This window comes from Pseudomonadota bacterium (assembly GCA_039193195.1).
GTDB lineage: Bacteria > Pseudomonadota > Gammaproteobacteria > Steroidobacterales > JBCBZW01 > JBCBZW01.
In genome coordinates this window covers 1-25359 of the sequence record JBCCWS010000001.1, presented here as the reverse complement: position 1 = coordinate 25359, position 25359 = coordinate 1, and the positions used below count along the sequence as shown (strand labels likewise).

General features: G+C 61.5%; 28 protein-coding genes. 5 read left to right on the top strand and 23 right to left on the bottom strand.

The window, feature by feature from the left end; genetic code table 11:
* Window positions 1-28: 28 nt before the first annotated feature.
* The 14 genes from AAGA68_00140 to AAGA68_00075 form a co-directional block, all read right to left on the bottom strand.
* Window positions 29-841, bottom strand: a complete 813-nt coding sequence (locus AAGA68_00140; protein MEM9383441.1) for a LytTR family DNA-binding domain-containing protein — start codon at window positions 839-841, stop codon at window positions 29-31.
* A gap of 245 nt (window positions 842-1086) precedes the next feature.
* Window positions 1087-2160: a histidine kinase gene (locus AAGA68_00135; protein MEM9383440.1), complete on the bottom strand. Its 1074-nt coding sequence runs from the start codon at window positions 2158-2160 to the stop codon at window positions 1087-1089.
* Between the two features lie 61 nt (window positions 2161-2221).
* Window positions 2222-3268, bottom strand: a complete 1047-nt coding sequence (locus tag AAGA68_00130) for an efflux RND transporter periplasmic adaptor subunit (protein ID MEM9383439.1) — start codon at window positions 3266-3268, stop codon at window positions 2222-2224.
* A 21-nt stretch (window positions 3269-3289) separates the two neighbouring features.
* Window positions 3290-6370 (bottom strand): efflux RND transporter permease subunit, encoded by a 3081-nt coding sequence (locus AAGA68_00125; protein MEM9383438.1) that lies wholly within the window; start codon window positions 6368-6370, stop codon window positions 3290-3292.
* Between the two features lie 475 nt (window positions 6371-6845).
* On the bottom strand, window positions 6846-7250 hold the full coding sequence (locus tag AAGA68_00120) for a nuclear transport factor 2 family protein (protein MEM9383437.1): 405 nt from the start codon (window positions 7248-7250) through the stop codon (window positions 6846-6848).
* Window positions 7251-7359: 109 nt separating this feature from the next.
* Window positions 7360-7866 (bottom strand): O-acetyl-ADP-ribose deacetylase, encoded by a 507-nt coding sequence (locus tag AAGA68_00115; protein MEM9383436.1) that lies wholly within the window; start codon window positions 7864-7866, stop codon window positions 7360-7362.
* Between the two features lie 10 nt (window positions 7867-7876).
* Window positions 7877-8440, bottom strand: coding sequence for a DUF1697 domain-containing protein (locus AAGA68_00110; protein ID MEM9383435.1), 564 nt, complete (start codon window positions 8438-8440; stop codon window positions 7877-7879).
* Between the two features lie 86 nt (window positions 8441-8526).
* The gene (locus AAGA68_00105; protein ID MEM9383434.1) at window positions 8527-9129 is read right to left on the bottom strand and encodes a DUF1287 domain-containing protein; all 603 of its coding nucleotides are present in this window, start codon (window positions 9127-9129) and stop codon (window positions 8527-8529) included.
* A gap of 28 nt (window positions 9130-9157) precedes the next feature.
* Window positions 9158-9892: an alpha/beta hydrolase gene (locus AAGA68_00100; GenBank protein ID MEM9383433.1), complete on the bottom strand. Its 735-nt coding sequence runs from the start codon at window positions 9890-9892 to the stop codon at window positions 9158-9160.
* Window positions 9893-10167: 275 nt separating this feature from the next.
* Window positions 10168-10953 (bottom strand): VOC family protein, encoded by a 786-nt coding sequence (locus AAGA68_00095; protein ID MEM9383432.1) that lies wholly within the window; start codon window positions 10951-10953, stop codon window positions 10168-10170.
* 84 nt (window positions 10954-11037) lie between these two features.
* The gene (locus AAGA68_00090; protein ID MEM9383431.1) at window positions 11038-11382 is read right to left on the bottom strand and encodes a hydroxylase; all 345 of its coding nucleotides are present in this window, start codon (window positions 11380-11382) and stop codon (window positions 11038-11040) included.
* 774 nt (window positions 11383-12156) lie between these two features.
* On the bottom strand, window positions 12157-12561 hold the full coding sequence (locus tag AAGA68_00085; GenBank protein ID MEM9383430.1) for a VOC family protein: 405 nt from the start codon (window positions 12559-12561) through the stop codon (window positions 12157-12159).
* A gap of 99 nt (window positions 12562-12660) precedes the next feature.
* Window positions 12661-12894, bottom strand: a complete 234-nt coding sequence (locus AAGA68_00080) for a hypothetical protein (GenBank protein ID MEM9383429.1) — start codon at window positions 12892-12894, stop codon at window positions 12661-12663.
* A gap of 45 nt (window positions 12895-12939) precedes the next feature.
* Entirely contained in the window at window positions 12940-13278 is a 339-nt protein-coding gene (locus AAGA68_00075; GenBank protein MEM9383428.1) for a hypothetical protein, read from the bottom strand.
* Between the two features lie 434 nt (window positions 13279-13712).
* Between AAGA68_00075 and AAGA68_00070 the strand changes: the two genes are divergently transcribed.
* From AAGA68_00070 to AAGA68_00060, 3 genes are all read left to right on the top strand, one after another.
* On the top strand, window positions 13713-14129 hold the full coding sequence (locus tag AAGA68_00070) for a VOC family protein (GenBank protein ID MEM9383427.1): 417 nt from the start codon (window positions 13713-13715) through the stop codon (window positions 14127-14129).
* Between the two features lie 503 nt (window positions 14130-14632).
* Window positions 14633-15064 (top strand): transposase, encoded by a 432-nt coding sequence (locus tag AAGA68_00065; protein MEM9383426.1) that lies wholly within the window; start codon window positions 14633-14635, stop codon window positions 15062-15064.
* Window positions 15065-15076: 12 nt separating this feature from the next.
* The gene (locus tag AAGA68_00060; protein MEM9383425.1) at window positions 15077-15628 is read left to right on the top strand and encodes an IS110 family transposase; all 552 of its coding nucleotides are present in this window, start codon (window positions 15077-15079) and stop codon (window positions 15626-15628) included.
* 372 nt (window positions 15629-16000) lie between these two features.
* On the opposite strand, the gene AAGA68_00055 is transcribed toward AAGA68_00060, so the two are convergent.
* Both AAGA68_00055 and AAGA68_00050 read right to left on the bottom strand, forming a co-directional pair.
* The gene (locus AAGA68_00055) at window positions 16001-16867 is read right to left on the bottom strand and encodes a TIGR02391 family protein (GenBank protein MEM9383424.1); all 867 of its coding nucleotides are present in this window, start codon (window positions 16865-16867) and stop codon (window positions 16001-16003) included.
* A 188-nt stretch (window positions 16868-17055) separates the two neighbouring features.
* A complete protein-coding gene (locus AAGA68_00050; GenBank protein MEM9383423.1) occupies window positions 17056-17298 on the bottom strand; it encodes a DUF4926 domain-containing protein in 243 nt (80 codons plus the stop codon).
* 535 nt (window positions 17299-17833) lie between these two features.
* On the opposite strand from AAGA68_00050, the gene AAGA68_00045 reads away from it, so the two are divergent.
* Window positions 17834-18994, top strand: coding sequence for an IS481 family transposase (locus AAGA68_00045; protein ID MEM9383422.1), 1161 nt, complete (start codon window positions 17834-17836; stop codon window positions 18992-18994).
* A gap of 879 nt (window positions 18995-19873) precedes the next feature.
* Here the strand turns inward: AAGA68_00045 and AAGA68_00040 are convergent.
* The 4 genes from AAGA68_00040 to AAGA68_00025 all read right to left on the bottom strand — a co-directional run bounded on the left by AAGA68_00040 (window position 19874) and on the right by AAGA68_00025 (window position 22030).
* Window positions 19874-20140, bottom strand: a complete 267-nt coding sequence (locus AAGA68_00040; protein MEM9383421.1) for a helix-turn-helix transcriptional regulator — start codon at window positions 20138-20140, stop codon at window positions 19874-19876.
* On the bottom strand, window positions 20137-20418 hold the full coding sequence (locus AAGA68_00035) for a type II toxin-antitoxin system mRNA interferase toxin, RelE/StbE family (GenBank protein MEM9383420.1): 282 nt from the start codon (window positions 20416-20418) through the stop codon (window positions 20137-20139). Before AAGA68_00035 ends, AAGA68_00040 begins: the two co-directional genes overlap by 4 nt.
* A gap of 537 nt (window positions 20419-20955) precedes the next feature.
* A complete protein-coding gene (locus AAGA68_00030; protein MEM9383419.1) occupies window positions 20956-21153 on the bottom strand; it encodes an addiction module protein in 198 nt (65 codons plus the stop codon).
* A gap of 343 nt (window positions 21154-21496) precedes the next feature.
* Window positions 21497-22030, bottom strand: coding sequence for a hypothetical protein (locus tag AAGA68_00025; GenBank protein ID MEM9383418.1), 534 nt, complete (start codon window positions 22028-22030; stop codon window positions 21497-21499).
* A gap of 180 nt (window positions 22031-22210) precedes the next feature.
* Here AAGA68_00025 and AAGA68_00020 point away from each other — a divergent pair, with 180 nt between their 5' ends.
* On the top strand, window positions 22211-23260 hold the full coding sequence (locus AAGA68_00020; protein ID MEM9383417.1) for an IS110 family transposase: 1050 nt from the start codon (window positions 22211-22213) through the stop codon (window positions 23258-23260).
* A gap of 454 nt (window positions 23261-23714) precedes the next feature.
* On the opposite strand, the gene AAGA68_00015 is transcribed toward AAGA68_00020, so the two are convergent.
* From AAGA68_00015 to AAGA68_00005, 3 genes are all read right to left on the bottom strand, one after another.
* Complete coding sequence (locus AAGA68_00015) at window positions 23715-24548, bottom strand: hypothetical protein (GenBank protein ID MEM9383416.1); 834 nt, start codon at window positions 24546-24548, stop codon at window positions 23715-23717.
* A gap of 129 nt (window positions 24549-24677) precedes the next feature.
* Entirely contained in the window at window positions 24678-24932 is a 255-nt protein-coding gene (locus AAGA68_00010; GenBank protein MEM9383415.1) for a BrnA antitoxin family protein, read from the bottom strand.
* Complete coding sequence (locus tag AAGA68_00005; protein ID MEM9383414.1) at window positions 24932-25201, bottom strand: BrnT family toxin; 270 nt, start codon at window positions 25199-25201, stop codon at window positions 24932-24934. Before AAGA68_00005 ends, AAGA68_00010 begins: the two co-directional genes overlap by 1 nt.
* Window positions 25202-25359: the final 158 nt, after the last annotated feature.

Sequence of the window (25359 nt, the reverse complement as noted above, 5' to 3'; positions counted from 1 at the left end):
CTCGCCTGAGTTTCGCGCCAGCGTACGCCTAGGAAAGCTGCTGGGCGATACGCTCCACGCAATCACGGTAGCTTCGGCTCACCTTCAGCTCCTTGCCGCAATCGAGCGCGAGGAACGACTCGCCGTTGATATGCCCGCGGATCGACGCGACGCGAGTGATGTTGACGATCGTGGATCTGTGCACGCGTGCGAAGCGCTCCGTACCGAGCATCTGTTCGATCTGCTTCATGGTTCCGCGCAGCACGTGCGTCTCGCCGAGGGCGTGCACGCACAGGTAATCCCCCGCGGACTCGATCCAGGCGATGTCCTCCATGTCCACACAGGTGGTACGGCCTGCGTTTTTGATCGCCAGCCGACGGGGTTTGGCCTGCAACGCCCCCTCGCTCTCGAGTGCCTGCTCGAGGGATACCTCCTCACCTGTGATGTCGCAGATCAGCTTCAACAGCCGCGAGCGATGATCCGATGCCTCGCGGGCCACCGCGTGGGCCCGAGCGCGCTGCAGGGCGGCCTGCAGGCGCCGATCGTCGATCGGCTTTAGGAGGTAGTCGAGGGCGTTGGCCTCAAAGGCACGGATCGCATGCTCCGCAAACGCGGTGACGAAGATAACGATCGGCATCTGCGGGCCGGCGAATTCGCGCAGGGTGGCGAAGCCGTCAAGCACAGGCATTTGGATATCGAGGAACACCAGATCCGGCTCGTGCTCTCGCACGGCGGCGATCGCTTCACGGCCCGTACTGCAGCGCGCACAGATGTCGACGTCCTCCTCCTTGCGAAGGCGGATCTCAAGGCCGCGGCGGGCCAGCTCTTCGTCATCGACGATGATCGTTCTCAGTGTCTTCACTCCCGCGCTCCCCGGCCCCTCGGACATCGCCGATGGCCACCTCCCCTAGCCTTGATGAATCAGGAGACAGTGCGTCGCACGAGAGGTTCCGAAGCGCCGAAGGAAGCTGGCTGCGGGCGTCGGCCCGAGACCAATCGGGCCCCTTTGGCTACCGCTCGCCCCCTTGTCATCGACTCCTGCTCGGAGACCTGCGCGGCGGCGGGGGTGGAGACGTACGCCCAGTCAGCCGGCCGGCGGGAGCAGCCCTAGCTTGCGGGGGCGTGCTCCAGAGGCAGGTTGATGCTGATTACCAAACCCTTCGGACTGTTCGGCGCGAGCGTCAGGGCCTGCGAATCACCGTAGAGTTGCTTTAGGCGCTCGCGAGTGTTCTTAAGGCCCACACCGGTCGAACCGTGGCTGGGCATGCTGCCGTTTTTCAGGCCCGGACCGTCGTCCGCGATGGTGACCATCAACGACTGATGATGGGTGCGCGCAGCGATTCGGACCGTGCCCCCCTCCTCGCGCGGGCTGATCGCGTACTTCACCGCGTTCTCGATCAATGGCTGGAGGATTAGGCTTGGCACGAGGGCGTCGAGGGCCTCGCCCGCCACCTCACGCTGGATGGTCAGGCGCTCGCCGAAGCGCACCTTCTCGATCTCCAGATAGAGATCTAAGGCCTCGAGCTCCTGGCGCAGGGTGACGCGCCGCATTGGGTCATTATCGAGGGAGTATCGCAAGAAATCGCTTAGGCGCGTGACACACTCATTGGCCATCTCAGTGCGGTGATCGAGGATCAGGGTGGAGATCGCATTGAGGGTGTTGAAGAGGAAGTGAGGATTGAGCTGATAGCGAAGCATCGTGAGCTGCGCCTGGTGGGCGGCAGCCGTGGCGTTCAGGGCGCGGCGCGTCTGGTCCTGCAGCTCCTGGTAGTACTTGATGCCGAAGTAGAGGCCACTCCAGCACACGAAGAGGTAGAAGGTGCCGAGATAGCCGCCGAAGTAGCTCTTCCAGTCGCTCGGCGTCCAGCCGCCCTTCACCCAATCGAAGTAGAGATGGTTGATCACGAGTGAGCGCACGCTGGCGAGGGCGAAGCACAGGGCCAGCGTGGACAGGGCCAGCTTCATCGGCGGGAAGGACCACCAGCGCCGGTAGATCGCCCGCATCGGCACGGTGAACGTGATGCCGAGCAGGCCCGAGACGGAGATCACCCACAGGTAAGACTCCGGCTTGTCGTAAGCGAAGGCGCCAATGTAGGCCGTGACCACATAGCCAGCCCAGCCGCCTAAGTTCAGGGCCCAATAGAAGCGGTTACGGTCCGCCATCAACTCCCTAATGTTCATGGGTTGAAGAATCGCACAGGCGCATCGCTCTGGGGGATTTGAATCGACGCGCGCTCAGCGTTCAGCCCTCCGCCGTGAGCACAGCGACGGCTTCCCCGTCATCGAGCGCCTCGGCGCCGCGCACAGCCACCCTATCGCCTGGGCTCAGCGAGCCCTCCACAGCCACGCGAGGACCGCTCGCCTCGCGCAACTGCACGGTCACCCGCTCTGCCCGATTGTCGCTGCCGATGCGCATCACGAAGGCGCCGTCGGCGCCAAGCACCACGGCGTCGCGTGGCACGGTGAGCGCGTGGTTCGCGGAAATGGGAATCGATAGGCTCACCAGCTGCCCTGCTGCCAGGTAGGTGGAGGCGTCACCGGGCAGGTCAATGCGCAGTTCGAAGGTCTGCGAGGCCTCGACGGCCGCCGGCACCACCGTGCGCACCTGACCGGGCAGGGTGAGTTCCCCCAGCGTCACGTCCACCAGGACGCCCGTAGAGACCCGGGGCAGGTGGCGCACGGGAACTGCTGCGCGCACTTCGAGGTGACGCGTGTCCGTCATCTGCGCAAGGACATCGCCGCGTGAGACGTCCTCGCCGCCGCGCCGCGCTTGGGTGATCACCACTCCCGCGAAGGGCGCCGGCACCGTGCAGCGCTCGAGCATCTTGCGCGTCTGCCGAACGCGTACGCTGCCGATGCGCTGCTCCATGCGCGCGAGGTCGCGATCAGCTCGCACCCGCGCAACCTGGCTGACCGAGGCCGCCAGCTGCGCCTGCTCCAGGCGCACGACCTCCTCTGCTAAGGCCCGTGAGCGAATCTTCTCCCGCGCGACCTCCGCTTGCTGCTCCTCCAGCCGCAGTTGCAGGGCGCCGCAGTCGAAGCGCGCAACGGCATCTCCGGCCTGCACGTAGGCGCCAGGCTCCGCGACCCACTGCAGCTGGCCGTCGAGGCCGGCCGTAAGCGAAGCGGCGTTGCGGCTGTGCACGGTGCCCGCGCTGGCGACGCGAGGCGTCAGTGCCTCCGAAATCACCTGGGACACGGTCACCGGCACGCTAGGCCCGTTGGGCACTTGCCCGAAGCCTACGCACGGCAGCAGCAGTGCGCATATCGAAAGCACAGAACGATTCATGAAGACAGCCTCCTCGGTGCCTTAGGTGGTGGACAGGGGCGCGAGCGATCCATCGGCGGATGCATGGCACTGCTCCCCGAAGCGCAGGATGCTCGGCAGCAGCACGAGAGTGAAAACCGCGCTGACCCCCATCCCGCCGACGATTACCGTGGCCAGCCCGCGGTAGATCTCACTGCCCGCCCCCGGCACCAGCATCAGTGGCAACATACCGAATACAGAAGTTAACGTACTCATGAAAATCGGACGGGTGCGCAGGCGAATGGCCTGCGAAACCGCATCTCGCCGAGCCGTCCCCTCGCGCTCGGCCGCCCGCGTTTGATGCACAAGCAGGATGGCGTTGTTCACCACCAGGCCGAGCATGATGATGAAGCCTATCATCGTGAGCAGCTCCAGCGACTGGTGCGTGAACAGGTTCAGCACACGCAGGGAAAGGACGCCTCCCACCACGGCCAAAGGCATTACCAAAACGACGATCAAACCGTCACGCAAGGAGCGAAACATCGCCGCCATGATCAACAGCAGGATCAGAATCGCGAGCACAAAGTTACGTGCCATGGTGGCGATGGCGCCCGCCAACTGATCCGCCGTGCCTCGGTAGAACACGCTCACCTCGCCAGATACTGCGTCGGCAAATACCGGGTCGACCACCCTGCGCAGGGTCTCGAGGGCTTCCTCCATGGTCAGCTCGGGAGGCGGCAGCACCTGCAGGGAGATCGTGCGCTGGCCGTTTACGCGACGCAGTTGGGTCGGGCCAACCGTACGCTGGGGTTGAGCCAACTCGCCGAGCAGCTGCACCCCCGCCAACGGGGTGGCGATGGGCGTTGCTGCGAGATCTTCTGGTGTGTCCCAGCCGCCACCCCACAGGATCACATCGTAGCCCTCGTTGCCGTCGAAGTAGCGCCCCCCGAAGAGCCCACCGGTGAAGGCGCGGGTGGCGTCGGCGATGTCGGCGCGGTCCAGTCCCGCCTGCACGATGCGAAGATCGTCCGGCAGCAACTGCAGTTCGGGTTTGGAGAGCGTGAGGCCTGGTATGGCGCGGGCAGACCAGCCGTCTAGCTCAGCGTCGATTACCGCCTGCCCCGCACGAGCTGCGTCCATGAGGGGTATCAACTCCGGCCCCTGGATGTCAATGTCGATGTTCCTGCCGCCAGAGACACCGATGTTCAACAAGGAGGCTCGGGAGACGAAGGCGTCGGTGCCGGGCAAGCCTGCGAGCAAATCCCCACGCAGGAGTTCCATTAGCTCCGGCGCCTCACGCGGGTCCTGTGGATAGATGAACACCCCGGAGGCGTTGGTGCCGTAGGAGTACAGGTTATAGCCGCGGATGCCCGGGCGCGCCTCGCCGTCCACATGAGGTTTGAGGCGGCGCATTACCTCAGCCATGAGCTCCCGCTCAATCGTGCCCAGAGGGATGCCCTCGGGCAGACTGAAGGACACGCGCACGCCATCGGCGTCTGCCTGAGGCAGAAAGTCCAGCTTCGGCGCCAAGGTGAGCGTGAGTACCGGGGGCACACAAAGCAACACCACCACCCACAGGAGGCGACGCCGCGGCGAGCCTGTCCACCGCATGAGCGTGCAGGTCAGGCGATCCCAAAGGGAGGAGAGACGGTCCGTCGCAGGCACACCCCGCAACAGATAGCCACTCGCCACCGGCAGTACGGTCAGCGCCGCGACCGTAGACGCTGCCACCGCCACGGACAGGGTGAGGGCCAGATCCGCGAACAGCTGCCCCTCGATACCACGCATAAAGAGGATGGGCAGGAAGATCGCGACGCTGGTCACCGTAGAGGCAAACAGTGCCCCGACCACCTGCCTGGGCCCTTCCCGGATCGTCTGCCCTATCGGCATTCCGCCCTGGCGCAAGCGCACGACATTCTCCTGCACGATAATCGCAGCATCGAGCACCAAGCCAACAGCGAAGGCGAGACCCGCCAGGGAGACGACGTTCAGGCTACGCCCGAGCAGACTCAGGGCGATAAACGCCGAGAGCAGCGAGAAGGGAATCGTGAGAGCGATGAGCAGCGTGGCGCGCCACCCGCGCAAGAAGCACCACAGCACGCTAAGAGCCAGCGCCACCCCGAGGAGCAGGTTGCCATTCACCAGGGCGATGGCGCGACGAATGTGTACAGACGCATCGAAGCTCAGCACGATGCGCAGCGCTTCCTGCCCCAGGGGCCCGGCATTGAGCTCGTCGATAACGCCGTTGATCTGATCGAGCACGGTCACCGTGTTAGCACCGTACTTGCCCTGCACGCGGATGTAGTACGCAGGGTAACCCGTGCGGTAAGTAAATCCCGTGCGCGGATAGAGCTCGGTGCTCACCTCAGCGATATCGCGTAAGTAAACGGGTTGATCCGCACGACGAGCCACGATGAGATTACCGAGCTGCGATAGATCAAAGCCCCCCAAGAAGCGCACCGTGTACTGGCGTCGACCCACGCTGGCAGTGCCCCCGGTGCTGTGCACGGCCCGGTTTAGGGCCTCGCTGATTTGCGAGATCTCCACGCCCAGGTTGGCCGCCCGATGGGGGTCGAAGGTCACGAGCACCAAGGGCTCGCGCTCGCTCGCCAGATCTACCCGCTGCACGCCGTCCACCGCCAGCAGACGGGGCTCGACTTCATCTTCGATGATGCGCTGAAAAGCGGTCACGTCGGTGCCGGGCACGGGCACCTGCGGATGCACCAGCAGCGTAGCCATCGGTGCATCCCAACCACCCACCTGTATAGACGGCTCTTGCGCGTCGCTCGGCAAGTCATCGGTATTGTTAAGCGCGCTCAACACATCGAGCATGGCTTGGCGCAGATCGGTCTCCAGATCAAAGTCTAGACGGATGTTGCCGCCGCCCGCATTGATGCGGCTGCTCATCTTCACCACCCCGGGGACGGCGCGAAGGGCATCCTCCTGAGGCTTGATGATGTTGGCCTCCACTTCCTGGGGAGCCGCGGCGCGCCAGTCCGTGTGGATGTTGATTTGGGGGTACTCGATATCCGGCAGCATCTGGATAGGCAGCGTCGCCACGCCCACCACGCCGAGGATGATCACCATTGCCGCGCTCGCCAAGAGGGCTGGCGGATGGTCGGCGGACAGGCGAGTGAGTGACATGCTGCGAACCCTCGTCACACGGTGAATCGAACGGCGAAGTGCCATTGGGGAGGGCTCACAGTGACCGGGACGCAGGGGCGATTGAAGGCGAATCCGTCAGAGTGACGAGCATTCGCGACGAGGTGAGATGGCTGGCGTGGGGGTGAAACGCCTGGTCGACGCAGTGGCTCGGCTCACCGCAAGGACGCGGTCTCCGGGCTTCGGACCAGACCGTGGAGGCGACGCCGGCGCGCCAGAGGCGAGCCCCTAGGGCTCACGCAAACGCCGCCACACCTACCCCGCGGGGCGCCATCGGCAAGGGAGAGGCGCTCGATATGGCGTTCGCGAACCCGGATCAGCAAGCGCGTCTGGTGCGCAGCGTCTCAGGACGTGTCATGTACGAGGATCCTCTCCGCTAAGGGAAGGTCGCGCGGACACGCGGGCGGCACCAACCTCACAGCTGCGCCCCCAGATGAATAGGCGCTGTCAGTTGCCACTAGGTACTCAAGCGAGCTACCAAAGCCGTATCCAAAAACTGCGCGAACGTCGTCGCCTTGCCGTCGCCATCGAAGGTGACGTGGTCCATCATCTCCGTGTCGATTGCCTCCCCAGTGGGGCGATGGACGAGCTGCAGACGATAGAGTGCGCACGCCCGATCGCCCTCTACCACCAGCGACCGCTCATCGCGGCGCACCCAGCGCCAGGTGTTCACCAGCTCGGCCAACGCGGCGCGCAGCTGCTCGTGACCGCGAGCGCGAAGCGGTTGCCCGCTAGCGTCGTAGACATTCGCCATGCGGTACACGCCCGCCTCGGCGAAGCTCGCCACGCAGGCCTCCACATCTGCTGCTAGCCTCGCCTCGTACATGCTGTGAAGCGCCTGGGCCACGGGGGGTGCTTCCATCGTATTCACCTCGAAGGTCAACGAATCGCTAAGCTTGCAATCCTAGCGGGTCGGCGAGCGGAAGACACGCTCGCCGGGCGCGTTGCGATGGCCGTTCGCTCAACGCCGCCTAGGATGCACCTTTGAGAAGGCCTTCGTAGGTGGTGAGATCATTGGCTGAGAAGCAGCAGAAGGTGACCTGGCGCACCGTCGTCTCCGGCTGCGCAAGGCTTGCGCGCACGGTGTCGACGGCCAGGGAGGCCGCGAGCATCGGCGGATAGCCGTAAGCCCCGGTGCTGATACACGGGAAGGCGATACTCGCACAGCCGTGTTCGGAGGCGAGCTGAAGTGAGCGTCGGTAGCACGAGGCTAGGAGGTCTGGCTCGCCGCGGTCGCCCCCGTGCCAGATAGGCCCCACCGTGTGGATGACGAACCGCGCAGCGAGCCCATAGGCGCGGGTGAGCTTCGCATCACCCGTCTCACAGCCACCGAGTAACCGACAGGCGGCCAATAGCTCTGGGCCCGCTGCAGCATGGATCGCTCCGTCCACCCCACCGCCACCAAGCAGGGTGGTGTTGGCCGCATTTACGATCACCTCTGCCGTAAGCGTGGTGATGTCATCCCGTATCGCACGCATCGTTTTCTCTCTAGGTCACCGCTAGGCTGAGAATCATCGCCTGCAACTTGAGTACCGTCCGCCAGTTGCGCGTGGTCACCGATGAACCGGCGCAGCGGTCCAAGCGCGCGGGCGTCAGCTTAGTCTCGGCGATTCCTGCAGGATAGTGCAGCCACAGCGCCTGATCGGCCGCTAGCACCAGCTCCCCGCGCGATGCCAGCGCCTGCAGCTGAATCGCTGCGTCCGCGGCTAGAGGCTGCTTAGCGACACCCACCTGCACCCGATTCGGTGCGCCCTGCGCTTGCTCGGCGAAGGGATTGCCGTCGATCAGAGCATGCCATTGATCGCCATCGCGCACGACGATGGGTACTTGCAAGCCGAAGTGCTCCCGCAGAGTTCCCGCCAGGTGACGCTCGATGGCGCTCGCCCCAAGCGCCGACACGAACACCACGTTCCCGCTCTGGATGTACGTCCCAACCTGCCTAAGCGGCAACGCAGCTAGGGCTGCACGCAGCTCCGCCATTGGCAACTGGTCGTGTCCACCCACGTTGACACCGCGCAATAGGGCGACGAATCGACGCTCTCGCTTGGCCATCGGGGTCAAATTCTCATTGAAAAATAGTGGCCACTGGCCAATCGGAGGCACCGCTTCGCGTGCCCCTGAAGCGAGCCTTGGCCCCGTCACGGCATCTTGCGAAACCGATAGTGTCCGGTGATCGGGAACGCGAACAGCGCGTCTTCGAGTCGTGGCCCGGCACCGATGTTGTGCACGATGAGTGGCCGTCGCCCATCCCCGCTGCGCTTATCGCTGACGATGCCTATATGGGGTAAGTTGCCTGGCAGCATCCAGGTGACCAGATCGCCAGGCCGGTAGTCGGCAGCCACGTCACTCGTGCCCAGCACCTCCCCGTGCCGCTCAAGGAATCGTTGCAGGTTGGGTACACGGCGGTGGTCGATATTGGGATCAGGGCGCGCCAGACCCCAGTACGCGGGGTAGTCGCCGAAGTGCGCCGACATGTCCTCATGGACCGCCTGCTGGAGATCGACACCGACAGCCCGGTAGGCGCGCACGATAACGTCAGTACAGACACCGATGTTGGCTGGCACGTCGCCGCCCGGATATGCCATGTGATAGTAACTGCCGTCGTAAGTCACCGAGTGACCGGTCCGCTCGTGGGCGGCCGCCACGAGTTTATCAGCGAAGTCATGCTCGGCGACTGCTTGGGCGTTGGCAAGTTGCACCCACACGCCTACACAGAGAGCGCCTAAGAGAATCGCACGCATCATCTTCTGCGCTAGCCTCCAGTCCGCCTCAATCCACCGAGTGCGCAAACGCCCCGTGGGCGAGAAAGTGCACCACTTGATCCTGCACTCGCTCCGATCTCATGATCAACGGGTGGGCTTGAGGAACCTCGATATGGTCCGCCATGCCCGCCACCTTGGTGCTCGCGACGCTGACCTTGCCGTCGTCAGGGTTGGGCAGGCTGAGCGAAAGCAGCACGTTGATCGACCGCGTACCGGCGACGATCCCTACGGGGTAGGTCACCGGTCCCAAAGCCAGTGGCACGGAACGCCCATCCGTCCCCAACTGACGCCCGGCGGGGCCGTTTAGCAGATCGTAACCTGGCACGTGCTGCCAGTTGTCAACGACCTCGCTGCCCTGATTTGGGGGCGCCAGCATTACCGTGTGGCCGAGCCCGTCCACTGTGCGCTTCGAAAGGTATTGACGCACCAGGATACCGCCGAGCGAGTGCGTCACGAAGTGGATACGGGCCAGCGGCCCGCACGCATCGACCCCTTCGCGCACGTACCGCTCGGCGAGCACAGCTATCTCGTGCTGGCGAGAAGGATACGCCTGATTGATCACTCGATAGCCTTCGGCTTCGAGTCGCCGGGCCATCGGCTCCATCGACTTCGCCGTGCGCGCGAGACCGTGCAACAGCACCACGCACTCCGCGTCGGACGTCGCGATCTGAGGCATCGCGATCTGAGGCATCGCGAAGGCGATGATCGCCATCGCAAGCCGCAGTAGGTGCCTACCATTCATCGCTCAGTCTCTGCGACCAGCAGCAACGGTTTCCACTTCACCTAGTGCTCTTGCCCGTTTGCTCGGCGTCACGTAAACCGAGGCCTGCACCAGGTTACAGTCCTCGTAGGCGTTGCACACGTCGTCGGCAAACACACGTGCTGACCTGGCATACTCGCGCCCCAGCAGTAGGGCGACCCCGCCGACCAAAACCCAAGCCCGCGTCTCGACGTGGACATGCACTGGCGTTTCTGCGGCTTCGGGCCGAGCGTGCCCCAGCAAGCCTGCGCCCCTCCTCAGCCCGGCACAAGCGCAAAGCAGGCCCCCACCGGATCGCGTACCACTGCATAGGCATGCTCGCCGTGGGTCTGCGATGTCGTCTTGATGATCTCACCACCCTGTTCTCGCGCGCGGCGGACGCTGTCCTCGAGATCCGCCACGGGGAGATAGATCAGCCATACGGGCGGGATCACCGCGTTGGGCCCGCGCGCGTGGCAGATGCCCGCGGCTGGTGTGCCCTCGCCCATGCACATATTATAGTCGACGTAGCGCTCCCCCGCGTCTTCCATACCTACGTCTTGGGGAGCCCAACCGACGACCCGGCGGTAAAAGTCTCGAATGCCGGAAGCGTCGGGGACCGTCAGGTCTAGCCAAGCGATACGTCCCATTGGCGCGGCGACCTGCTCGTCTAGCGAGGGCATCGCCTGTGGCGAGATCACCGGAATGACGCCGAACGCCACACCAACCGGGTCTTGCAGGACTGCCCACTGACTGTTGCCGTCGTCGTCCTTACCGTGCATCAGCTCACGACCACCGAGCTCGACTGCAACACTAGCGCTGACCGCCACGTCGGTCACTTGAATGTGAGGCATCCATTGAAGAGGGAGGTCGGCGTACTCGGGACTGCGCGCACCCAGCCCGATAATCGGCGCGCCGAGGTTGTTCATCAAATCCTCTCGCCACAAAGGACGCTCGCCCGTGCCGAGCACTGCTGAGTAGAAGCGCATCTCGCGCTCGTGCTCGGGCACGGCAATATCGGCGCTGACGACGCCGCCAACGCACGCGACGAAGGGACCACTCATGATACTTCTCCTAGGAATGCGCCGAACATCGGCAGGCGAGGAACACCTCGGCGAGCCCTTCTGCTGCACTCGCCGCGCACTACATCACAGCTGCCAATAGCCGGATTCGATACCGCCCTGGATGACGATGGCGCAGGTGCCGTGCCCTGGGAGCTCCATGGGCGGCAGGGCCACGTGAGCTCCAGCCCCAGCGGCCGCGTCCACGGCCGCCTGAATATCGGCGACGAGAACGTAGTTACGCACAACGGGGGCTTCCGCATCATGCATGGGCGCTCGCACACCCAGCATGCCACCGCTGGGCAGGGACGCCGTCCTAGCACCGCCTAGGCTAGGATCACCATCACCGAACGTGACGTCCTCTAGCAGCGAATAGGTGTTGCAAACTGCATCTACCTCAGGGGTGACGATCTCGACGTACTGAATCTTCATGGCGTTTCCTCATCCTTAGCGTCCTTACGCCGAACGGTGCTCCGAGCAGCGCTTGCGCCGGTCATCGCAGGCGCACTTCCGACAACTCAACGCACGAATGCACGGCGAGCTTCCCGACCATCCGACGCATTGGCATGTCGATGACGCTCGGCATCATGAGAGTCGATACCAATGGCACACCAACGCAACCCTATAGCTTCGTTGGCATGAGGTCGCGTTGGCTTCAGCCACGATGTCGAACGAGCGCAAGGGCTGTCAAGCCTTTCTCCAGAGGAGGCTGGAAGAGAGATTATTGAAGACACGGTGATCGATGGCGATGTGCCTATCGAGGACAGCCTTCAAGGCTTCGCCTGCTGCATTAGCTCAGAGAGCTCGAGAATCGACACTGCGGTGTCGCAGCAGGTGAACCTTCGACCCCTTGTAGGCTTTGTACAGGGCCGCATGCGCCTTGTACGACATCTCGTCGGTGCGCCGGTAGTGGTCGCTCACCCAGCTCAAGAGCATCTTGGACTACGGTCCAGAGCATCCTTGCTCGCATACTTGTGCGGCCCCCAAAGGCCTCGCGCGACAACGGGAGAGGCACGCCATCTGGCCGGGATCCAACCAGATCAACAAAGGCCCTCGCGCCAACAGGAGCGCGGCCAGCGACTCACAGCAACCTTCGACAATCCAGGCGCCTGCTCCTGCTAGGCGTTACCGGAGCTCCTTGGCAGCGTCCGATTCGCTGCGGGCAGCCCCCCGCTTGGTCAGGCTCCCAATAGACTTCGTCCAAGTCTACGGCGTCTGCTTGTTTGCTTGTAGCAGGTCCCACCCGTTGCCGTAAAGATCCTCGAACACCGCCACGGTGCCGTAGGGCTCGTACCGTGGCGCTCGAACGAAGGTAACCCCTCGCGAGCGCATCTTCTCGTAGTCGCGAGCAAAGTCGTCTGTGCCGAGAAAGAAGCACACACGGCCGCCGCACTGCTTGCCTACCAACGTTTCCTGCGCCGGTGTCGAAGGGCGCGCCAGGACGATGCCAGCCTCACAGGACCCAGGCGGATCAATCACCACCCATCGCTTATCCTGCTCGCGGACGTAGGTGTCCTCTCGCAGGGTGAAATCAAGCGTAGCGGTGAAGAAGGCAAGGGCCTCGTCGTAGTCGCGCACGAGCAACGATACGTATAGCAAGCGTTGGTTCATTTCGCGCGCACTTACCTTAGCAAACGGTTTTGCGATCGCTGGCACTGCCCAGCGTGGCGACAGGTTCTCCGGATAGGACGATCGGCTGGGAGCCGGGCACTACTCGGGCTCCCATTTGAGCGCCTTCGCGACCCAAGCGGCAGAACGCCACTCCAACACGCCTAGGGCGGTTGCCTCACCATCGGAGACGCGAACACTCGCGCCCGAGGACAATTGAATACCATAGTCGATGATGAACTGAGTGGTGCGCTGCGAATCGAGCCGGATCGCACCATCTAACTCTCGAGCGGAGAAGTCCACGGGAATTGTGGGGCTAGCTACCACTGGAGCCACTCACAAGTCCCGCGATCGCGCCACTCTCCACCACAAGCACAGCGGTCATTGCCGATGCACCAGGGCTTCTACTTGGGCGCCGATGGCAAGAGGATCAGCTTCCACCTCGATACACACGGACACATGCCCCCAGCTGGCGGGCAGAACGAACTGGAAGAAGTTACCGTAGCGCACCAGCAGGTAGTTGAGGCCACCGCAGTCGATATTGCCACGTTGGCTAGCTAGGGTGAGAAGCGTAGGGTTGACCAGGAGCTCCTCGTATCGATCGCTCTGCGACCCACTTGCACCAAGGGTGTCGGACTTGGCTTCGGTCTCGAGCTGGCCGTCCCTATAGACCGCCACGTAGCGAATGCTGTCCGATAGCTTGAAGATGCTCTCAATCATGGGCTCTCTCCGCCGACTCGACGGCTACCTCGATAATGGATTCGCTGGGACGGCCTGGCATAGGTCAGGTAGCGGCCTCTACGCCCTTCTCGTGCAAACAAGGAAAGTAGCTCGGGCCGACGAGTACCCCCTCCGGGCTCAGAAATCGCGCCACTGTCCGACCCCATGGCTCCTCACGAACGTGCGCGCGATGCTGTCGCCGCCATCCTGCATCTTCTCTACGGCCGCGAACACCGCCGCGACGCCTTTAAGTGCAAACTCGATACTCGCTTGCGGTTCGGGCTCATGCGATGGCCGAACATCAGTCCGAACGCATGCCCTAGCCGCCCGGGGCGATGATGCCAGAGTAGCCTACGCGTTCGTGCACAACAGGTGCAGTGCGCAGTGCGCTACACTCCATGGCAAAGGGATGGGCACGGCCGGAGATACGCAGCATGATCGCCTACATCACCGTTGGCGCCAATGACATCGAGCGCGCAAAACGGTTCTACGCAGCGTTCCTACCCACCCTCAACTACGAACTCGTGGAAAATTCAGCTGGCTTAGCCTACGCACAACCCAAACCACCGGGTCAGGGCGCTCCTCCGCCCGAGTTCTACGTGAGACCACCCTTTGATGGCCGTCCGGCCTCGGCCGGCAACGGGTCGATGATCGCATTCCAGGCGCGCAACCAACAGCAGGTGCGCGAGCTTCATGCCGCGGCGCTCGCCGCCGGCGGCTCTGACGAGGGTAAACCGGGATTCCGTGAGTCCTACGGGCCTCGTTTCTACGTTGGCTACCTTCGCGATCCGCATGGCAACAAGATTGCACTGTTCTCAAGTGACCCAAACGAACCCGGACGAGATGGGTAGCGCCGCTCAAACGCGCGGCACGGTCTCGCCGACGCTAAGGCGCGCTACTCCTCAGGGCCGGCCAGGCGGAGAACGCCAGGAAATAGAGCATGACAAGATTCACCAGGGGCAGCACTAAGAGTAGCGACAGCCACGGGCTATAGCCTGCCTTCGAGAAAATCCTCCAAAACGGTGCAATGATTGCAACGATGATCAGCAACTGCCAAAGCGAGATTCCACCCAACCCCATCACTGCTACTCCCTGCACGAAAAAATGAGCCTCAATTACCCAAGTGTACGGTACAACTAGGGTTCCAGCGCCCCCTCCCGCCGTGCGCATAGCGCTCTCGACGACAAGACCCTAACGGCCTTCTCGGCACCACATCGTGGGTCATGGTGTCCGCCGTAGTGCCTGACCTGCCGACAGCTGCTGTGATGGGGTGGACTCCTCCCGCCGATTTTCGGCATCAATGTGCCAAGCTAGTGCTGTCGAATCCACAAGCTGTACGCCAGGAGGAGCCCAAGTGCAGAAGCTTACGACGATCGCCGTTGACACCGCAAAGCTCGTATTCGAAGTCGTCATCGATGCCAAGCCAAAGCGCCGATCGATGCGCCTGTCCCATGATGAGTTCCGCGCCTTCATCGTCACACAGGAGCGGTCACGGTTCGTCCTCGAGGCGTGTGGCGGCGCACGCCATTGGGCGCGCCTGATGGCCGCCCACGGCCACGAAGTCCGGATGCTCCCCGCCCTCTACATCAGGCCCTATCGGCGGCGCAACAAAACCGATCGCGCCGATTGCCTAGCGATGCTTGAAGCCGACAAGAACACAGAGATCTTGTCCGTTCCGATTAAGCCTGTCGACGCTCAAGCGCTACAAGCGCTTTACCGCGCCCGCTCCGGCTGGATGGCCACGCGCACTGCGCGCATCAACGCACTTCGAGGCCACCTGCGCTAGTTTGGCATCGTCTTGCCGGAGGGCGTCAACAAGGCGCGAGCGATGTTCGCTGAGTCGATCGATGACGACGCTGTCCCGCAGATGCTCCGACCAGCGCTGCATACGCTACTTCAGGAGATCGACGACCTCGAGGTCAAGGTAGACGCAGTCGAACACCAACTCGCCGGCTTCGCCAAGCAAAGCCCGTCTGCCAAGCGACTGATGGGTATCCCGGGCAATGGCTTGCTCACCGCGACAGCAATGCTCGCGAGCGCCGGCAAGGCAAGCTACTTCCGCTCCGGCCATCATCTCGCCTCGTGGATCGGTCTCACCCCTCGAGAACACTCCAGCGGCTCTCGAGGAACGCTCGGCGGGATCTCCAAGCGAGGGGACCCGTACTTGCGAATGCTCCTGGTCCACGGCGCGCGCCCCCTATTGCGAGCAGCAAATCAGCGAGTCAAGAGCGACAGGCCACTCGATACGCTACAGCGCTGGGCGTTGCAGCTACAGGAGCGAACCACACACAACAAGGCCGCGTGCGCGATCGCCGACAAGATGGCTCGCATCGCATGGGCATGCTGGTGAAAAGACACGTCTTACGCGCGTGAGCCAAACCTTAGCGCTGCGTAAGCCACCAGATAACAAAAACGACTCACCTACCTCATAGGTTGCGCGGGAGAGCACGAGCGATCGTGGCATGACAGGTCGGCCCTGTTCGGGGCCAAGCCGATAACCAGGCCGTGCCTAGGGCACTCTGCTGCGTGTGGCTCCCCGAACGCCGATTCCATGAAGGCCAGAGCCCTGAAGCCCACAAGCAACTGGGCGTCGCGGTTCATCAACTGGCCGGATGTACGACTGCAGTCGCTTCTCTGTCGACGCCCAGATCCAAAGCCGCTCAACTGCTACTTGCGGGAGGAGTCCATGTACGCCGGGTTAGGCTGCGTCGCACTAGCGCTGTCACTCGCCACCAGCTTGCTCATCACAAGCGCTTTGGCCGCTTGATTCGAGTGCTCCGACAGCTTCTGATTCTAGTCGATACAGTTCATTTAGAAGGAGTAACTCCCGCAGCGCAAGGTCGGGGGTCGACGTGACTGGCTCATGTGCCCTTCGATTTCGGAACGCCCCGTAAACACCTGAGAATATATGCATAAGCGATTGCGCCTCCTCTCGATCACGCCCATGCCACTTCAGTAAGGCGTTGTCAGGATTGAAGGCCTTTCGCATGAGTCTTACCCCGGGTTCCTTCCCAGCTTGAGAGCGCTCCCGAATCCGTGATTCCAGCTGGACATACGCCTTCAAGAGGGTCGCGTCCGGATCCACCAAGTATTGCGGTAGAACTTTGTCGAGCCGTGGATCCAGGACGGCACATGGAAGGGTCAACGGATAGGCGTCGTAGAACCCCAGCCTCTTGCCGTCAGTGCCGCTCCAAATGTAGTCGTAGATGCGTGTGGGACGAACTGGCTTCTGGGCAATCAGGCGCTCAATATCCTTGGCTAGCAGCTGCGCATTGTTGAGTCGCTGCATAAACGACTTAGGAACGCAGTACTCTTCAACCTCAGTGTTCCGCTCGCCGAGCAGGGACAACGCGGTTGCCAGGCCGCGAGGGCCCTCGCCGTTGTAGCCAGATGAAAACCCGCTGCGAATTACTATAGGCCACGACTCCTGCACTATCACTACGAAGCCGTGGTTTTGACCGCAAGTCACAAGCGCCGTATGAGAAATCTCCCAATGACGTTGCAGCAACTCCGCGAGCGCGGTCAGGCAAGTCTGTGTAGCCCCAGAGCGTCCGCGATACTCGATCTCTTCCACCAACCGATCGCTCATACTTCTCCAAGCAGCCTAACGCCGATGCACAGTGGCGCTTGAGGCGAGTACCGCTCCGGCGGTAGCCGGAGTGGTGCTCGGGTCAAGCGACAACTGCACGCACTGGTTAAGCCGCAACATCCAGTGTGCTCACAGCCATCGCCCCGGAGTTGCGGCAGGTAGTGAACGGAGCAGGCAAGACGAGGAGCCTAACCAGCAGCCTCTACTACGGAGCGCACAGATAGCAGATCCGTATCCTCCACCGCGCGAAGTTCCGCAGCGGTCAAGGTCAGAAGAGCTTGGGTGCGCCCGGAGGCCGCCACAAACTCAACTTCGTAGGCACCGGCGCCGTGTACTTCCACGACGGATCCAATATCACCGGCCCGCAGGCCAGCATCCGGCTTTTCTACCGTCAGAACGACCGAATCTAGTTGTTTGTGCGTAGGGCTCACTCAGGATAAGCCTTTATGAATCGGGGGCTTGCCTCACCGCTGGGTACTAGCCACACGGTGCGCACCCGTGCTTTGGACGAGATCCCGAGCATACCATCGACGGTGTACTTGCGGCCCCAGGGACCGCTCCCAGCATCAACAGCGTCGTGGGCGGCCACGAGAGCAAGAAGATCAGATTTGAGCTGAACCCACTCCGACGCATCGTAGCCAAAGGTCAGGAAGAACCGGGCCTACCGATAGGGTGCGTCTCGGAAAGCAAGTAGTCCCGTATCTTGCCGTCCTCGACTAAGGCCTGGTTGTGGTTCGGGAGCTTCACCTACGATTCGCTATCAGTTGCGCTTGAGGCGAGGAGCGCTCCGGCGACAGCCGGAGTGGTGCTCGGGTCAAGCGACAACTGCACGCACTTGTTAGACGCTCACTTTGTACGGTCCACACACATAGGTAACACTTTCGTCAAGAGACATAGGTAACAGCTTCTTCCAATCTTGGGCCCACCGCAAGGAGGTGCCCCATGCCCTGGAGTGAAACGTCACCTATGGACCAGAAAGTACGATTCGTCTCCGACTACCTGCGAGGCACCTTCACCGTCACCGAGCTGTGCCAGCGCTACGGCGTTAGCAGGAAGACCGGCTACAAGTGGATCGGCCGCTACGTCAGACGCGGCCCAGAAGGCCTCGAGGATTACTCTAAACGCCCCTACACCAGCCCCACTAAGACACCTGATGAGATCGAAGCGCTCATCCTGCAGACGCGAAAGCGCCACCCCAGCTGGGGCGGTAAGAAGATCCTTCAGTTCCTGACCCCACGCCACCCGAACCTCGCCTTCCCCTCCCGCACAACGGTCTGCAACATCCTCAAGCGACACGGTGTCGCCGCGGCACCCACCCGACGGCGCAAGCCTGGGCACCCAGGCAAGCCCGATACCTCACCCCTCGGACCTAACGAACTCTGGGCCGCCGACTACAAGGGCGAGTTCAAGACTCGCAATGGCATCTACTGCTACCCACTTACCATCACCGATGACTACAGCCGCATGTTGCTCGCTTGCCAGAGCTTACTCTCCACCAAAGTCGTCGATGCAAAGCGCGTTTTTACGCGCATTTTCCGCGAGTATGGTCTGCCGGCCCGCATCCGTACCGACAACGGCGTCCCCTTCGCCACCAACACTCTAGGACGACTCTCCAAGCTCTCTGCCTGGTGGGTCAGGCTCGGCGTCATCCCCGAGTTCATCCAACCGGGCCGACCTCAACAGAACGGTAGACATGAACGCATGCATCGGACCTTGAAGCGCGAGGCTACTCGTCCTCCCGCCGGCAATCTCAACGCGCAGCAGCGCAAGTTCAATACCTTCGTCAACGAGTTCAACCACGAGCGACCTCACGATGCCCTGGACGGCAGAACACCCGCCCAATGCTATCAAGCCTCAAGCCGAGAGATGCCCTACAAGATCCCACCTATCGAATACCCAGATCGCTTCGAGGTCAGGCTAGTCTCTGCTAACGGCGGAATACGTTGGAATCGCCAATGGGTCTGCGCCTCCACGACGTTAGCTAGCGAATACATTGGCTTCGAGGAGATCGACGATGGCGTATGGGACGTATGGTTCGGGTCGATCATCACCGGTCGATTCCATGAACGCATGAACCGCATCGAAGATGCATATGGGAGGATTATGAGGCAGTATAAAGCCGACTAATCTGTAACCCATGTCCTTGGACGATAGTGTTACCTATCTCCCGGACCGCTCACTTGCGAAAGCCTGAACGCATACCAATCAAAGCTCCAACCTATTGTTCGCGCTCGACGGTGGTCCCTCGTCTAACACCGAGCGGTAATGCTCTGACAGAGCAGCGACGAGGCTCTCGAACCCAGCATAACGACTAGAAAATCGGGCTCGCGTACTATCAAGCCACTCAGATCTCGGGCCAGGTGCATCATTGAGGAGGTAGAGGTGATCTAAACGTGCTCGACACCTATAGCTGCGGAAGTTCGTATCGCAGCAAAAGGGCTGGCGCACCCCATTGATCACACTCCGGCTTGGGAGTGATTGACAACCAAGGGACTCGTCCGCGCGTACAGTCGATTCGAATTTAACACCGACAACCCGAGGTTCCGCCGGACCAGTGCTGTCCCCAAAAACGATCTCGGCCCCTTCGATCCGAGCCTGAACGTACCCGATACCATCCGGGATTGAGCGGCAATGACTCAGGATACCTACAACGAAATTGGCATCTTTTCCGATACACACTGCCACCGCTGGAGAGAGCCAACCGAAAGCAACTGCGAGCACTAGCAGCATCAGAAGTCGGTGGAACAGCTGACTACCGCGCAACATGTGCGGCTCCAGTATCACTGAGATCTTCATGTCGCATCGAGCTAAGCTCTTCGGGGTCCCGTAGCCAGATAGAATTGTCTGACTTCACAGCACCCATGATTCTAGGGTGCAAGGATCTCAGAGCCCCAAAAAACTTCAAGGGCTGGGGCCTAACGCTTAAGCTCAGCTGCGCTTGAGGCATGTGCCGCTCCGGCGATAGCCGGAGTGGTGCATGGGTCAAGTGACAGCTGCAGCAACGGGTTAAGCCGCAGACTCGGCTGACACATCCCACCCCGGAAACACCAGAACAGCCGGATGACACCTCAATGCACGCGCTAGAACCTTCGCTCGCTCCACGCCAAGGTTCACCCTGCCGTTCTCGATGGCAGAGAGCGTCGATTGTGGAATACCCGTCAGCTTGGACAGTTGGGACTGACTGAGCTCCTGGAGCTCACGCAGCACTCGCACCGACTCCCCTGGAGTGACCTCCACGCGTCGCTTGGCTGGCTTGAAGTCTTTTCGGTTCATTTTCGGCGATAGTCGTGGGCGTTGATTTCCATCACGTACACCAGCACCTCTTCTCTCTCGATCTTGTAGATCAGGCGGTACTGGAGGCCGAGTCTCGATGAGCGGTAGCCCTTCCACTCGCCCCGTAGTGATTCGTCGTGAAAGCTTTTGATCAGGCGGAGACCTTCCGGCCCAGAAACGGAGACAATGTCCTTCCATTTCTCATAGCGAACAAGGACTTCGCGTGGCAACCGGGACAGCCGTCGGGACACATTCCGGTGCTCAAGGATCCCCCACATAGCTCAAATGGTATACATACCAAATATGGGATGTCCAGCGAACGGAGACCGCTGGCGGAATGATCTCTCTGCGGCTTAACGCCTAGCTCAGTGGCGCTTGAGGCGGACGCCGCTCCGGCGGCAGCAGGAGTGGGGGCCGGGTCAAGTGACCACTGCAGGCACTGGTTAAACGGCTGCTGCGATGGACCCCTAGTAAAATGGGTCACGGGCGATCCTGCAGCGGTGGGTTTGCACGGATTCATCTGCGACGCGGAACACGTTCGCGCCTGCGTCCCGCCCGGATCGTGAGCACTTGGACATGCGTCGGTTCGACGCTGTAGTTGTAGTAGACCAAGTAAGGGAACCGCTTCATCGGGGCACGCCGTATTCCCTCGGCTACAAGAGTGTATAGCTCCGGGTGCTCTTCAAGGTGCCCAATGACCAGCAGAAAGTCATCCAAGAACTCCTCGCCCAGTCCGTCGGACTGCGACTCATAATCCTTTGCTGCCTTTTGCAACTGCCGGCGCGCCGAGGGGCGCAGCAACACCTCCACCCGGTCTACAGGCCCCGCCGAATCTGCTCGACAGCGGCCCGAGCGGAATCCCCGGGCTCACCATCAAGCCGATACTCCTGCAACCGCGCCTTCGCTTCAGCCACGTGCTCGGGATCCACCGGAATGGCGTCTGACTCCGCGGCAATGCTCTCCCACAGGTCCTGAACGAGCCGAATTCGTTGATCTAGCGGTAGTTTTGTCAAGTCGGTACTCATCGCCACCTCGGCTCTACGTTGCCATGGCTCTATCCTACGGCGTGGAGGCAGTGGTGAGAAGAACTCCGCGATTGGGGCCGGATTGCCGTTTAACGCCCTGCCTCAGTGGCGCTTGAGGCGAGCGCCGCTCCGGCGGTAGCCGGAGTGGTGCTCGGGTCAAGTGACCACTGCAGGCGCTGGTTAAACGGCGACGCGACAAGCCAGACCATCCTACTCACAACAGCAGCTCCCCTACCCCGTGTTCGGCGAGAATAGTCATATGATGCACCGCGGTGACACAAAGGTCAGCAATGGCGAACTACTTTGGCCGCAACCGAAGGCCCTCCCTGCTTTAGTCAAGGGTCACTCTCACCGAGTGCCTCTCTAGGAGTTCGCCGACCAGAGACTCCTGATCAAAGAACTCTAGCCCGCCGGCGATTGACTGTTGAGCTGACAAAGCGAATCGGTATCTATCGGCGGTGCTAAACACGATTGCGAGATCGAAGTGAACTTTCTCGCCCTTAAACTCGTCGCGATGCTCAAGTACCTCAATCTTCGTAACTCGCGAGCCAGTCAAGAGATTGATCGATGATGGACTGCCTAGCAACAGCGCACCATCCCGCCCAGTGACTAGAGAGAACCCCTTTGGAGTGTCACAGACTCGGACCTCAAGAATATGGTAATCGATCGCGTTTTCGACCGTGTCGTTCCAATCACTCTCGATGACGCAGAACTTGCCACCCTCCAACGGGATCGAGAAGTTCCGAGCAACCGCAACGTGCCGGTAGAGATCAATCGATCTCGTAAACATCTGAAGAAGCGGCCTTCCAAGGAGGCATCTCAGTGCGTCCAGATCAGGCCGGCCAAGTAGCTCTATGGTTTCCATCGCCGTTTAACGCCTATGTTCTGCTGCGCTTGACGCTGACGCCGCGCTGGCGGTAGCCAGCGTGGTGGCAGGGTCCAGCGACAGCAGCAATGATGGAATGGACTCCTCCCGCCGATTTTCGGCATCAATGTGCCAAGCTAGTGCTGCTGAATTCACAAGCTGTACGCCAGGAGGAGCCCAGTGCAGAAGCTTACGACGATCGCCGTAGACACCGCAAAGAACGTCTTCGAGATCGTTATCGACTCCAAGCCCAAGCGCCAGCGACTGCGCTTGTCTCGTGAACAATTCCGCTCATTCATCTCCAACCACGAGACCGCTCGCTTCGTCATGGAAGCCTGCGGCGGTGCCCACCACTGGGCACGCATGATGGCCGAGCGAGGGCATGAGGTCCGCATGCTTCCCGCGCCCTATGTGCGCCCTTATCGCAGGCGCAGCAAGACCGACCATGCCGATTGCCTCGCAATGCTCGAGGCCGACAAGAACACCGACATCCTTTCCGTGCCCATCAAGCCCCTCGACGCACAAGCGCTGCAAGGCCTACACCGCATCCGGTCAGGTTGGATGGCCACACGCACCGCACGCATCAACGCTTTGCGCGGGCATCTGCGCGAGTTCGGCATCGCCCTGCCTGAAGGGATCAAGCGGGCTCGATCGATGTTCGCCGAGTCTATCGATGACAGTGCCGTTCCTCAGACGATCAAACCCGCCTTGGTGCTGCTGCTCGACGAGATCAACCACCTCGAATCCCAGATCGATACGATCGAACGACAGCTTGCCACCATCGCTAAGCAAAACACCTCTGCCAAGCGATTGATGGATGTCCCTGGCATCGGCCTACTCACGGCAACCGCATTGCTCGCCAGCGCTGGGAGCGCTGGGAGCGCTTCCTACTTCCGTTCAGGTCGTCATATGGCATCCTGGATCGGCCTGACGCCGCGAGAACACTCCAGTGGATCCAAGCGGACCCTCGGGGGAATCTCAAAGCGCGGTGATCCGTACCTTCGAATGCTGTTGATACATGGTGCGAGATCCCTGCTCCGCGCAGCATCTCAGAGGCTCAAGAGCGGTAGACCGCTCGACAGGCTCCAACGCTGGGCAATGCAGCTGCAGGAGCGAACGACCCACAACAAGGCCGCGTGCGCGGTTGCCAACAAGATGGCTCGCATCGCATGGGCCTGCTGGGTGCAAGAAACATGTTACGCGCGCGAGCCATCGCCCGCCGCCGCGTAACCACCGAACAACCACAACAACAACTCACCTACCACGTAGGTTGCGCAGGAGAGCACTAGCGATCATGGCATGACAGGTCGGCCCGGTTCGCGGGAAAGCCGATAACCAGCGCGTGCATCAAAGCACCTAGCAACGTGTGGCTCCTCGAACGCTGATTCCATGAAGGCCAGAGCATCCCGCTCCAACATGTCGGAGCGACGACGCTCACCTAACAGGCCGGATGTACGACTGCAGCCGCTTCTCTGTCACCGCTCACGATCAGCAGCGCTCAATCGCGGCTTGCGGGAGGAGTCCATGTACGTATGGTTAGGCGGCGCCTCCGCAACACATCCTAGCTTCTGGCTCGGGCTTGCGTAGGAGAATGCGACTGCGCGACATGGCCTGGGACTCAGGGCGACCATTCTAGTGCGCGGCAGACAAGTACTTGCGCACTCCGCGGCCCTCCATTTACAGGCTAGGAAGGCCCTGGCGTCCCGCCGGCTCGAATCATGGCGCCCAGAAGTGCTCCGAGGAAGGCTAGTAGTGCAGCGGCGATCGGGATCCACCAACGAGAATCTCTTATTCGGTCTCTAGCTTTGCTATGAAAGTCCAGTGCTACGGCGATGAGTTGGCCGATTTGCTCTTCTGACAGCACTTGCCGAGATGTAGAGACGCGAGGAAGTGCTTTCCGCCAAACAAGGCCAACCTGGCCGTTGTCGTTGACTCGAAAGAACTCGGGGTGATCTCGAAAGACTTCCGCCCAAGTCGCTGCGCTTCTCGGTTTGTAGTCGAGCTTGCTGTACCAGTCCTCTGGAGACAGTTGGTGCTCCTTGTACGCCCCCAGGAATTGAAGGAGCCCGACTATGTCCTGTAGTCGATATTCTCTCAGGTACGGATCCACGACGACCTCTCTAGTTCGCAATACCCGTGTAGTTGCGTTTGCTCCCTCTCGCGCGAGCGTCCAAACAACGACTCCCACTGGAAGGGTAGCAATGAGCCAGCGCTCTGGGTGGAGGTCACCATGGGAGAGCGCCATGATCAACCAGTAGCCTGCGACGGCCATCGCAATCGTGAGCGAATAGCCCGCGAACCGGCTTGTTGCAGCGCATTGATTCGCAGTCACAACAGCGGAAATGAGGACCACCAGAATGACTCCGAGAACACCTGCAACGATGGTCGGGAACTCTACTTGCCAACCTTCAAAGCTCAACGCCGCAAACACACCAACAAACACGGCGAAGAACTCATCGACCAGCGAGACGTCGATGTCTTGATTTCCGCCTCGCCGTGTCGAGTTCCCAGGCCGCATTCTACAACTTCTCCAAAATACTATGGCGCTCAAGCCGCCTAACGCCTCGCCTCAGTGGCGCTTGAGGCGAGTGCCGCTCCGGCGGTAGCCGGAGTGGTGCTCGGGTCAAGTGACCACTGCAGGCACTTGTTAGCTAGCACGCTGGAGTTCTTCCCTCACCACTCGCCGCAAAGTCTCCTCTAGAGGCTCACGACTACCGGCAATGTAGTCTCGCAAAGCAGCATTGATGAGCGACTGGTAGTTGCCGCCACCCGCCTCAGTCACCTGCTTCTTGAACCAACCCAGCACTTCGTCATCCAGGCGGATGGTGATCCGGGTCTTGCCCGCCGCTGGGGCGACGACTGGGCCGCGGCGGGCGTTGCTGAAGTCATACTCGTCTTTCATTACGGTTCCTCGTACTTGCGACGCTCATGCGCGGTGGCGTGACGAGAGGAAATGATCCGAATGTCATCGCCGCGGTAACAGAACACAGTCACCAGAAGGAAGCCTTCAGCACTCCGCCCGAGGCAGATAAAGCGCTCCTCGCCTTCACTAAGCTGATCTTCGGTGACAAGGGACAGTTCATCTTCCAGGGAGGTAACAGCGTCTGCGAAGTCAACGCCGTGCCTCTTAACGTTCGAGTGCGCTTTCGCTGGATCCCACTGATAAGCCATGCGGCGAGTGTATGCACAAAAGTGCATATCCGCAAGGAGCTGGGCTTGGGCTTGGGCTTGGGCTTGGGCTTGGGCTTGGGCTTGGGCTTGGGCTTGGGCTTGGGCTTGGGCTTGGGCTTGGGCTTGGGCTTGGGCTTGGGCTTGGGCTTGGGCTTGGG